This window comes from Chryseobacterium electrogenes (assembly GCF_053553015.1).
On the sequence record NZ_JBNPPB010000002.1, the window covers coordinates 522720 to 534795 of the forward strand.

At 30.6% G+C, this 12076-nt stretch carries 11 protein-coding genes; all 11 read right to left on the bottom strand.

All coding sequences use genetic code 11. From position 1 onward, the window contains the following. Positions 1 to 166: 166 nt before the first annotated feature. The 11 genes from ACQQ6V_RS02345 to ACQQ6V_RS02395 all read right to left on the bottom strand — a co-directional run bounded on the left by ACQQ6V_RS02345 (position 167) and on the right by ACQQ6V_RS02395 (position 11853). On the bottom strand, positions 167 to 907 hold the full coding sequence (locus tag ACQQ6V_RS02345; RefSeq protein WP_448843991.1) for a hypothetical protein: 741 nt from the start codon (positions 905 to 907) through the stop codon (positions 167 to 169). A gap of 85 nt (positions 908 to 992) precedes the next feature. Then, complete coding sequence (locus ACQQ6V_RS02350) at positions 993 to 4187, bottom strand: alpha/beta hydrolase (RefSeq protein WP_448843992.1); 3195 nt, start codon at positions 4185 to 4187, stop codon at positions 993 to 995. Positions 4188 to 4206: 19 nt separating this feature from the next. Then, entirely contained in the window at positions 4207 to 4743 is a 537-nt protein-coding gene (locus ACQQ6V_RS02355) for a Riean_0653 family protein (protein ID WP_448843993.1), read from the bottom strand. Between the two features lie 483 nt (positions 4744 to 5226). Continuing rightward, complete coding sequence (locus ACQQ6V_RS02360; RefSeq protein ID WP_448843994.1) at positions 5227 to 5748, bottom strand: DUF922 domain-containing protein; 522 nt, start codon at positions 5746 to 5748, stop codon at positions 5227 to 5229. 229 nt (positions 5749 to 5977) lie between these two features. Continuing rightward, complete coding sequence (locus tag ACQQ6V_RS02365; protein WP_092910460.1) at positions 5978 to 6877, bottom strand: DMT family transporter; 900 nt, start codon at positions 6875 to 6877, stop codon at positions 5978 to 5980. 309 nt (positions 6878 to 7186) lie between these two features. Further along, the gene (locus tag ACQQ6V_RS02370) at positions 7187 to 8014 is read right to left on the bottom strand and encodes a TraB/GumN family protein (protein ID WP_187477922.1); all 828 of its coding nucleotides are present in this window, start codon (positions 8012 to 8014) and stop codon (positions 7187 to 7189) included. A gap of 289 nt (positions 8015 to 8303) precedes the next feature. After that, on the bottom strand, positions 8304 to 8798 hold the full coding sequence (locus ACQQ6V_RS02375) for a hypothetical protein (protein WP_448843995.1): 495 nt from the start codon (positions 8796 to 8798) through the stop codon (positions 8304 to 8306). Positions 8799 to 8993: 195 nt separating this feature from the next. Beyond that, positions 8994 to 9335 (bottom strand): hypothetical protein, encoded by a 342-nt coding sequence (locus ACQQ6V_RS02380; RefSeq protein WP_448843996.1) that lies wholly within the window; start codon positions 9333 to 9335, stop codon positions 8994 to 8996. 77 nt (positions 9336 to 9412) lie between these two features. Then, positions 9413 to 10651, bottom strand: coding sequence for a hypothetical protein (locus tag ACQQ6V_RS02385; protein WP_448843997.1), 1239 nt, complete (start codon positions 10649 to 10651; stop codon positions 9413 to 9415). Between the two features lie 220 nt (positions 10652 to 10871). Next, complete coding sequence (locus tag ACQQ6V_RS02390) at positions 10872 to 11123, bottom strand: hypothetical protein (protein ID WP_448843998.1); 252 nt, start codon at positions 11121 to 11123, stop codon at positions 10872 to 10874. A 1-nt stretch (position 11124) separates the two neighbouring features. Further along, positions 11125 to 11853 carry an LEM-3-like GIY-YIG domain-containing protein gene (locus ACQQ6V_RS02395; protein WP_448843999.1) on the bottom strand — a complete coding sequence of 243 codons (729 nt, stop codon included), beginning with the start codon at positions 11851 to 11853 and terminating at the stop codon, positions 11125 to 11127. Between the last annotated feature and the right edge of the window lie 223 nt (positions 11854 to 12076).

A 12076-nucleotide genomic window follows, 5' to 3' on the forward strand; every position in this document is an offset into this window, starting at 1 on the left:
GTTTTGTGGTAGTTTTCTAAAGTATGATTCGGAAATACTAAACCTCGGCAGAAGTTTTCTAAATGATGGTCAGAGAATACTAATTTTTGATTGTTCTTAACTACAAACTAAAAAGAGTTACCTTAATCTGGAAGGCAACTCTTGTGTATTTTGATGGTAGTTTCTCTTAATTATTTCTACTTGTAAATTTTATTCCGCTTACTTGTTTGTATTGTGGGGAAGTTGCGCCGAAAACAGATTTTACATAGTTTTTAACATTCATTGCGATTTCAACTAAACCAGAATCTTTGGAATAAAGGATATTATCTCTCGAAATTCTTGCATTACTGTATGCAACTTCTGCATTGATAACATTGGTATTTGCAGTTTGTAAATTATCTCTAAACATTGTGAGCGAAGTTGTGCTTAAATCCGCTTCATTTGGGGTATAAGAGGGAATTGATGATGCCAAATCTAAAAGCGCAGAGAAGTTTTCCGTAAGACTATCATAGCTTTGACGTGAAACAGAGACTTGGTTGGTGGTGGTTGGTTGTCCGTTGTCGGGATATGGAGATTGCGATGTTGGGTTTGCTCTTTTGCCTTGTAATTTGTTATTGATGGTCTTGGCATCTGCAAGGGTTTGTTCTGTAGCATCTGTAACTGAAATAGAATTATATACTTTGGTTGCCAAAGATTTTAATGGTTCAAATGCGACTTGACGGTCACCTGTTACTGTATCGAAAGTATTTTTTGCAGTTGTTACATTGGTTAATTCTGCTTGTGCAGAAGTAAGCAATGTATTAAGTGAAGTTAATTGCAAAGCGGTCTTTGACGGATTGTAGGCTGTTCCGTATGCTGTGCAATAACCAATAAGTTCTTGAAAGTTCGCTACATTTTTAGCGTGTCCTACTTCTGATGTTGATGACATAATGTTGTGTTTTTGATGAATATCTAAATATAATAAAAAAACAGGCAATAAATGCCTGTTTGATAATAGTATAACGAAAAAAAAATTAATATTTGACTATGGTTTGGTTGATAATAACTTTATTGTCTTTTGTAATGTTAACAATGTAGGTGCCAGTAGGGTAGCTTGATAAGTCGAAACTATCGCTCATCTTATCTATTATTATAACACCCATGCTGTTGGCTACTTTGATATTGAACAACTCATTTTTGTTACTTGTATTGTTAGATGAGGAAGGTGTATTTGATGAGTTTTTATTGTTATTGCAGGGATCAACAGGCGGACGCATTACTACATATGTATTTTCTGTAGAGGATGCTTTTGCTAAAATATATGTATCGCAAGGTTCGCTTGCTGGAGGAGATATCACTGCAATATATTCGGTTGTGCCACAAGCGTTGGTGACTTCAACTTTTACGTCCATATTCCAAAAATTATCGTCTCCTGTAGCCCAAGCTTCCGTATGATTATTCATAGCAAATAGTCTTACTGTTGAGGGGTTCGAATAAACTTTAGTCCATTTTATTTGTGTAATACCTTGATCATTAATGTTAACTGGATTCCCACTATAATCACTTAAAAAAAATTCAGATTTGTAATAGAAAGAGGGATCATTAATTTGAGAAACACTAATTGCAGGCGGACCAATCCAAATGTTTTTTGTAACAGTATTGCTTGCTCCACCTCCTGCAAGGTATGTTTGTAATTTAACAAGTCCTTTTACATTTTGCTTAGGTGTAAATGATAATTGTGGTTGATTATATGGTCCTGTAACATCAACTAGATTAGCGCCTTCAACAATTGACCATTGAATAGTAGGGGCAAAACCAGTAGTATAAGTAACGTTTGAATTACCACAAAGAATAGCCTCTCCACCTATTTTCACATTGCTTCCGCAAAGATAAGATGTTGTAATTTTCTCATTTTGTTGAGAAGGGATACCTGAAAGTTGGTTAATAATAAATTGACGATTTCTTGTACTAAAAGAAATATGATTATTATTTTCTGATTGCGAATTTCCGATCTGCTCAGCAACAAAATTCACAAATGGAACATTAGACGCGTCATCTACTGGAGAATACGTTTTTTGATAATCTTCTTCATTTAAAACACTATTTCCAAATTTATAGTCTAATGCACTAGGTGTAGGAACGAATGAAAAGTATGAAACAGAAGCATTATCTTTTATGAAACTAGGCATTGAACTAATAGGAAACCGAAATTTACCACCTCCATATTTATCAATAGGTAAGATATTATTTGGTTGATTCCTAGTACCTGATAACAAAGTATTTTGAGCTGGAATAGCCCACAGAATTTTTTTCTTGTAAACAATTTTGCCAGAATATAATTGTTTTGATTCATTAAGTTTGGTCATTGGATATGCATCAAAATCGTAATGGTATCTAGATTCTCCTGGTAGTATAGAAATAAAAAGTTGCCATGGGTCTAGCGTTACTCCACCAATAAGAGACCCAACAATATCAATGAACCAGCCTTTACTAACATAATGATATGATAGTAAATTCTGGAGATTTTGGTCAGTACCACATTCGCTCCCATTAGATATTGCCACATTTCTTGTAAGTTGGGGATAGCCTTTTGCTTTCAATGTATTTTGCCAAGTATCATGTACAGAATTATCAATAGTATAATTATTATTGACATAATTAATTAGCATCTGTCTTGATGCTGGAGTATCAGCAACACTAAAAATATCACTAATTGGGGCTCCTCCTGTAAAAATAGGAGTAAACATATAATTAATTCCTGCTACTATTGGTGAGCGTAAAAACGTTTTAGATATATTTCTCATCATATATTGTAAGCTAATGGGAGTATTTGCTCCTAAATGAGGAGAGTCATGAGAAATAAACAAATTAGCATCATGATTTTCAGCATTATCCTCCATATCCTTAAGTGCATATCTTGCAATAAGACCTCCCATGCTTTGTCCCATTACTACATTTTTAGCATTGCCTATCTTATGCTGGTTGACCCAACGGATTGCTTTTTTGAAAAGCTCTGCATTGTTTTGGATATAATCTGTCCCAATGCCCCAATCAACATAAATGATGTCGTAATCATTCAACTTTACACCTAATTGGCTATATTGATTTATGTTTCCTAAAAAAGTTTCAATTGTGTTATCTCCACCTTCCTGTTTTGGGGAAGTAATATGTCCAGAGTCAAAGCCTTCTGCTACAATAAAAGGTTTTGTTATTTGTGTTTGTCCTTCACGTAATTTAATATATAAGGTAAGCTTGGGTTTGTTTACAACTGTAGGTGGAAAAGGAATAAAGTATTGGTATTTCTCCAACTCAACTTTCCATTGTCCATTGCTTGTTAGATTATTAACATTGGATCCAGAACTACCGATGTCAATATATTTTTCTAAGTCTCCAGAAACTATAAATTTATTTTTAGAATATAAAACTTGTCCATTAGTTAATGTAAGCCTGTAAGTCCAAATGTATTCACCAATTGCAGGATAATTTACAGATATTAACTGATCCATTTTAATTGCTTGAAAGTTGGAGTTATCTGAAAACTTAACTTCTAAAGATGAAACCTGGCTACCATAATTGCTTACGAATAATGTGGCGGGAAATACGACATTGAAGTGCAGTTTATTATGGCTATTAGTAATGGGAGACATTGCAAAAACATTATTAATATCATAAGGGTTTTGCCATATACCATTGGAATAAACATCTACTATCTTGTTCTGCGGTGTTATAGCAAGTGAACTTGTTCCAACATTCGCAGTGCGGTTTGTTGTAAAGCTTGATGCCATATTTTTGAATGCATTCTGATTGCTTTCAGAAAACTGGTTGTACTTGAAATACATACCAGCAACTGTTATTAAATCGACAGTTTGGTTTGCATACCATTCATTTTGAAAAGAGTTGGGATCTTTAAGAGTTCCACCATTAGATGAAATTTTACTCATTATAAGTGTACTATATACGTCGCTAATGATTTTGGAGCTCGTAAATGAGCTGTCAGTTGGAATACCATTATATTTTTTAAGATCAGCAAATTCCATTCCTGCATCTAAAAGCAATCCAGTTTCAATCTTCGATTTATCTAAATCTGTAAAAGGTAGTAGTAATGTATTAGTTTCGAGTTGGGGATTGTCGGGCTGGACAACAACCTGCTGTTGCTGGGTTGAAATTTGAGCATAGAAAGACCTTGACAGTAAAAATAATACTGCCCAAAAGAGTAGTTTTGTTTTCATAAAATATGTTTTATAATGATTAATCGAATTTTTTATCGAATCGTCCATCAGTAATACTTATGACATTTCCATCTTTGTTTATTGCTTTGAATTCAAAAGATCCAGAAATAATCTGATTTGTAAAGTCAAGACGAGTTATCTTTAATGTCCCCTTATAAATTGAATTAGGTTGTGTCATATAAGTATTTCCATTGTTATCAGAATAATAAGTGTAATTATAATCTGACGTATCAATGTTTTCGTTTAAATAATATACTTTATTTAATTCAAAATTTTCAATCTGTGCTTTAATATATATTCGATTTTTCAAACTATTTGCTACTTTTCTAAAATCTAATCGAATGTCATAGAAGTTTCCAAATTTTTCACAAAAAGTACCATCTTGATTGGTTGGAAGTCTTTCGGTAGTTGCTACCCATACTTTACCATCGACTAATGCGCCTGCAGTATTTTTACCAGATTGTGTAACTTCGGGTAAGACGTTAGGGTCTGCATCTCTGTCTTTGCAAGAGAGTAAGCATACCGATAATGCAAATAATAAAAGTTTTCTTTTCATTCTTTTCTTTGTTTTTTAGATTTTTGTAAATATAATGTTTTTCATAAGTTAACCATATTAATTTTTATAAATATGAAAAAGCTTAGGAAAAAATTAGCTCTTTTGCAAAATAAGTTGCTGATTAGGTGTTGGATTTTTGCAAATGTGCTAATAAGCGTTGGCAAAAAAGGTGCTGGAAAAAAGAATAAATTATGTGTTGGGGAAGCTGTAATGTTTTAGGAGGAAAAGAAGATAAAAAAAATTTAATTATGGTCAACTGTTCAAATCGCATTGCACATAACGGAAAAAGTATTGGCGAAGTGCGGGCAAAATGGAACGAAAAGTTCAATTTAGACTGAACGTAGCCGATGCTTTTTTCTTACACTAAATTACTCTTTTTTGTGGAATAAAAAAGCAGCGGCGGATAAATTATACAAAAAGTTCAACTTTTCCTTCACCCCGCATTTTGCCAATACAATGTTAGCTGTAGTTGCAATTACATAATTATTTTTCGTTAAGTTTTTCATCTATTTCTTTATCAATCAATTTCTGATTTTCGAAATTTAAACCTCTATCAGTTATTTCCTCATATTTTGTTTGATAATCAAAATACTCAGCATAAATTTCATCATAAAGATTTTGAAAATTCTCGTTATAATCTTTAATGTTCTTAATTCTCTTATTTATGATTTTCTGTAATTTGTTTGAATAAATTTTAGCTATATCAAAATGTCTTTGTTCGTGATTTAATAGCTCTTTTGTTTTTTGATTTTCTCTAACCCAAGATTCATTTTTAGAAAACATTGGATAAATTTCAATTTTAATTTTTCCAGTCCAAACAGAATTTTTTACAATTTTTGATTCTATTGAAATCATTGAAACAGCAGCAAATTTTGAATATTCATTTAGACTATCAGGAATTTTTCCAAGAAAGTCATTGAATTCAAGTTTTTGATATTTAATTTTATCTTGAGAATAAATGAGATTTGAAAGTAAAAAAAAAGAGAATATTATTAAATTTTTCATTTATGAGCAATCGTGGTTTTGCAATTACAGCTAACGGAAAAAGTATTGGCGAAGTGCGGGCTTTCGAAGAACTAAAAGTTCAACAACGACCAAACGTAGCGAATGCTTTTTCGATTATGCTAACTTACAAAAAAAATGCAGAATTGAAAAGCATGAGCGGATTATTTTTTCTGCTTTTCAATTTTGCACTTCTCCCCGCATTTTGCCAATACTATGTTGGGCGCAGTTTTTATTCCTTTTCCAATGATTTGTTTTTCTTTTCTCTAATGAGATATACACTAATCAAAATTAATAATCCACCGATTGCATACCAAACTGTAAATTTCTCTTTGTCCAAAATTCCCCAAATTACCGCAACTACTGGTAATAAAAGTGAAATGGTACTTACAAAAACCGCAGAGGTATCTTGAACAAGCTTGAAAAACAAAAACATTACCAAAGTAGTGCTAATGACGGTTAGAAAGACTAAATAGCCTAGAGCCGTTAAAGTTTCATTTTGGCTGTAATCAAAGTCTGTAAAAAAACCTGAAAAACTTAAAATAAAAAGAGAGGGCACCATCCAAATAGTGTAAATACCTGTTGATATATCTGTCGATTTTATGTGATGTAATTTTTTTTCAATAATGAGTGCGGCTACGGCATAAAGTGCCGAACCTATAACTAATAAAACCGTATAATAAAGATGATTTTGGCCATTTTCTGAATTGGAAGAGTAAACTAAAATGATAGCACCTATAAATCCAATTATTGCACCAACATATTGAATAACTTTATTTCTGATTCCAAACAGAATTGCTCCTAAAACGAGTGTGAATATTGGGTCTAATGCATTTATGATGCCTGCCAATGAGCTACTTACGCCTTGTTGTGCAATAGGAAAAATAAAGACCACTAAAAAGTTACCAAATAATCCTGATAGAGCAATCCAAAAAACGTCCTTTTTTGACATTCTTTTCAAAGCTGGGAATCCAATAAATGACAAAAGCAAGCCTGACAATCCTGCCCTAAAGGCTCCGATTTGATATGGGTCAAATACTGGTAGTATTTTTTTTATGAGTATAAAAGAAGAACCCCAGATTATAGCAATAAAGATGAGTAGAAAATATTTATTTTGAATGAATTGCCTCATAAAATGTATATGCTTTTTTAATTCGACAAATTTAATCTTTTGATTTGTATATAACTATTCAATCAAGTATTTTTTTATTGACTTTCATCGATTTTTTAAATTGCGCCCAACGGGAAACGGCTTTGCGAAGGCGGGGCTAAGAAAAACGAAACTTTCTGTTAGAAACCGAACTGAGCAAAAACCATTTTCTTTTGCTAAAATACAAAAATTTGTAAAAGAAAATGGTTTTTTGCGGATTAATTTAACGAAAAGTTCACCGCAAGGGAACTTCACCCCCGCTTTTGCAAAACCGATGTTAGCAGAAGTTTTTTATTTTAGTTCTATTTCTTCAATTTTATAATCTCTTTTTTTCAGTAATTCTAATAAACCATCTTTAAAGTCCAAATGAAAAAGACCAACAAAAATAAAGACCTTTTTATTTTGTTTTATTGCATTATCTATCTTATCAATCCAATCTTTGTTTCTTGCCGTAATTAATTTTTCTTGCCTCTCTTTTGTAAAATTAAACAGGTGTTTTTTTGTTCTATATTCATTTATTATAGAACAATTGAGATTTTGTTTTTCAGAATTTAATAAAATAATCTTAGTCTTTAAAATTTGTAATAATTTTTCATCTGTAGCACCCAAATATAATGAATTATTTATGTAGTCAAAAGTGTTTTTCGTCGGCTCTAATCCAATTAATTTTAAGTTATTTTCAAGAGAATATTTTTTCAAATAATCATCCATTTTTATGTTGTCAGATTTTTCTTTTTCCGTTAAACAAAATTTACTTGAAATTTTTCCATCAATTGTAATTATTAGTTCTCGTAAAGTCATCTTTTTTGCATCAACATAGTTTGGAACAATATTTTTAATAGTTTCAATCTCGTTTTTGTCAAGTTTTTTGAGTATTAAATTTTCGTCCCTTTTATTTATGAAAATATTTGCTGAATCAATATTTTCAGATAGTGCAATTTTTGATTGTTTTAATTTTTCAAGAATAATTTTGTTTTCATTTATAAAATCTTTGCCTAAATAATGGTAAGTTCCGAATATGTAACTTTCACTATCATCTTTAGATATTTTCCAAAAAATTGACTGTTGAGAAAATAAAAATGTTGAGAATAAAATTAGGATTATTGTTAATTTTTTCATTTTTAACACTATTTTTTTATAAAATTTCTGCTAACGGAAAAAGTATTTGCGAAGGGCGGGATAAATTGGACGAAAAGTTCAATTTAGACTGACCGAAGCGAATGCTTTTTCCACGAAACTAAATTACAAAAAATATGTGAAGTGGAAAAGCAGGCGCGACTAAATGCAACTGGTAGTTCTATTATTCCTTCAACCCCGCCTTTTGCAAATACTATGTTGTGCGATTGTGTCTTTATGCATCAAGATAAAAGCGAACTTTTTGAATCCGCTTTTTTTATCATTTTTTAAATTAGTATTGCTGAGGTCTTCCATACATACCATCATTGTAACCCATTTTATAAACTACAACGTCTGCACTTGAAAAATTGTAACCGTGAGCCATATAAGATTCGTCCGCAGTCGCTGATTCAGAAGCAGATAAACCATATGCCATTTGTCCATCATTGTAACCTTTTCTATAAGCCTCTATTGAAAATTGTTCGCTTTGTGAATAATTTTCAGAAGAACTACTACTGTAACTATTCTGTCCAACTAATTTGCTAATTTGGTTATCAATGGAACTTAATATATTATCATTATTTTTTGAAATTCCGCGATTATTTGCTTCATTAGTGTAACTGACAACATCTGCTCTCAAACTTTTGAGTTCAGAAATACTCATTGAATTAATTTGACTAAATCTCTCGTTAAGATTGTCTTTAGCAGCCTCTAAATCAGCAGGCATTTTTTTATCACAAGAAATTGTTAAACAAAAAAGTGCAAAAGGAAGAAATAACTTTTTCATAGTTTTGATTGTTTTATAAGTTTATTTTTATTCTCAAAAGTTTAATTTTTACCTACTAAATTCGCAATTCCAATTCAGTTAACAGACCGAAGTGCAAAAATTTCGTTTGAAGTGGGTGAATTGACAAATAATTTTTCGCTAGTCAATTTCATATTTAGTCCATTGAAATTATGTTCGCGAAGATTTTGTTCCATACTATTTTTTCTTTAAAAATTTCAGTTTTATGTAAGTTTCTTGAATATTTTCTAATATCTCAAATATTAATTTTGTCGGTTTCCCTTTTTCGTAATTACAGAATTTTTTTTCTTTAATCCAAGTATCTAAATCTTCTTGATATAAATCAAAGCCTTTGTTTAAGGGCGGGCCACAAATTGTTTTAGTAATTATTACTTTTTCTTCAAGAATTAAAATTACTTTTAGACTCCTCTCTTTAAAAATATTTTTAGAATCATAAAGTGAAATCCCCAAGCGATATTTCACTTTACATTTTTCAGTTACTTTTTCACAAGATTGAACGGTTAAGATAATTTGTTCCATTACTTTTTATATTTGAACAAAGTAAGGAACTGACGGATTAAAATAAAAGTCCAAGTTAGTCCAAATTAAGAGAAAATTTAAGCGCAATATTTTGAATATGCAATATCCAAATCTTCAAGAATATTATAGATTTGAGTGTAATTTGTTTTTTCCACAAAGTGCTTTAATTCAGCAAAAAGTTTCTTTTTGTGTTCTAAACCATTCTCTGAAAGAATACATTTTGAAAGATACATTACTTGAATATAGTCGTGATAAAGCAAATCTGCATAATCATTAAAATCTTCACTTTTGATTATAAAATCTTTGATTTCTTTACCATTTGCTAAATAAATGAGCGCAAAAGTAATTTTTATAAAAGCCATATTTAAACCGTAATAATGAAGAGCTTTTTGTTTACTTACTCCTTTTAGATTTTTTAAATATGGTTTTGCTGTTTTAATTATTTCATAAGCTATTTCATATTCCTGCAACCAAAACAATGTGTTGCAAAAGAAAATCAGCAATTCTTGAAAATTTTCTTGAGAGTATTTTTGTTCTTTAAGATTTTGCAGATATTCCGAAATTATTCTGTTGATTTTTTGATTGTTTCTTTTGGCTTCAATCAAACGAATTGTGCAATAACGCATTTCGTGGTAGGGCAAATAACCGAAATCTTTTTTGTATTCAGAATAATAAATTTGTAGTTTTTTAAAATTTTCTGTGAAATTAAAATTACTTTCTGACAGAAATGCCCCAAAATGTAAAAAATTTATTTGTACAAGCTTTACGTGTGAGATTTTTGTTTTTTGTGATTTATCAAAAAGTATTTTTCTGAACCACTCTTGTCCATAATAATTATAATTTGGGATCCAGGCTAAAATATAATCTGTTGCCCAATTATTATTTTGATATAGAGCGTAAAAATATTCTACATTTTCTTTGCACGAATATATTGTTTTAGCATAATCATTTAGAGTGTCAACAGTATTTGTTTTTTGAAAATAGTATGTATTGTATTTTTCTCCATTTTTGAAAAAAGTAGACATACTTTCAATTAGGATTTTGTCACGCTCTGAAATTGTTTTTTCATTATCAATTTGTTGCAGAAAATGTGACCAATCTTGGAAATCAACAAATTTTGAAAGTAAAGAAAGTGTGGTTGTTGAAGTTTTGTGATTTTGCTCAATTTTTCCAAAAAATCTCCGTAAAGTTTGTGAACTTAATTTGGTTAGTTCTGAAAGTTCTTCAAAACTTTTTTGCGAGTTTATTGGTTTAGCAAATTTAGTTTTGATTAAAGATTTTAGTTTGTCTTTTTCAGATTCAAAATTCACTTTCATAGCTTTTTACACGGCATTTTTATGACATATCGCACAACGGAAAAAGTATTGGCGAAGTGCGGGAATTCGAAGAACTAAAAGTTCAAGAACGACCAAACGTAGCCGATGCTTTTTCAATGGAACTAAATTATAAAAATTATGTGGAATTGAAAAGCAACGGCGGATAAATATTTCTAAAAGTTCAACTTGTTACTTCACCCCGCATTTTGCCAATACAATGTTATCGGCAGTTTTTATTTTTTTCAACGTTCAAATAGTCTTTTAACGCTTTATCAAAAGACATAAAATGCTCTGATATTTTTTGGTCAATCAAAGTAAAGATAAAATCTTTGTACTCTTCTTCGGTTGGATTTTTGTTTTTTTCATAGAAACATTTTTCATACCACCAATAAAGTGGGAAATTTCCAGATTTTATTGGACTTTCGTTTTCACCTTTGTAATAAAGAAAAAATTCAACGCTTTCTTGTTTCATTTTAACAATTAATATACATTATCGGATTTGCATTTCCTTTTTTAAAATAATCTTCAACAGATTTATATTTGTATTTGTTTTGAATTGTTTCTGAAGCAATGTTTCCGATAAATTCTACTCTATCATCAATGGTTTCGATTTTTCCACGAACACTCATTGATTCTCCTGCTTTCAACCATGTTTTTACTTCGTAAACTTCTTGGATTATACCATTATATACAGCAAAAGCATATTTAGCATTTTTTGCTCTTTCTATATTCATTTTCCAGTATCCTCTTGTAAAATCATAAAGTTCCATTTCTGTCATTGAGTATCTAAAATGTTGATTTATACGGATGAGCAATGATGGTTCATCAATTTGAATTTTTTGTTTAGAATATGCAGAAACAATCTGTTTTACAGTCATTCTTCCAAATTCTGCACTTTTAAAACCAATTTGTTTATTTGTTAAGTTTTTAATTCCCAATAAATCAATAATTGCAGATTCAATTCTTAAAACAGAATCATCTTCAATTCCGTGAATTAAAATTTCAATTTTGGGTTTTAGACCTTTTTCAAGAAGTTCATTTAAGTAAGCAACTTTTTCGCATTCCTTTTTGTCTTTTAAATGGTCAAAGACTCTGTTGCCTTTTCCTTTTCCAACGTAAAATATTTTTTCAGTTGTAGGATCAGAGTAGATATAGACATAGTTTTTTAAATTTTCTATTACATTTTTTGGAAAGTGGATCATTGTACGCGAGTTCTGTGAAAATTGCCGATAACGGAAAAAGTATTGGCGAAGTGTGGGCTTAAGTTGAACGAATGTTCAAGTTCAGACCAAACGGAGCCGATGCTTTTTCTTGGAACTAAATTACAAAAAAATGTGGAAAGTAAAAGCAGCGGCGTATAAATATTTCAAATCTTTCTATTATACATTTAACCCCGCATTTTGCCAATACAATGTTATCTGCAGT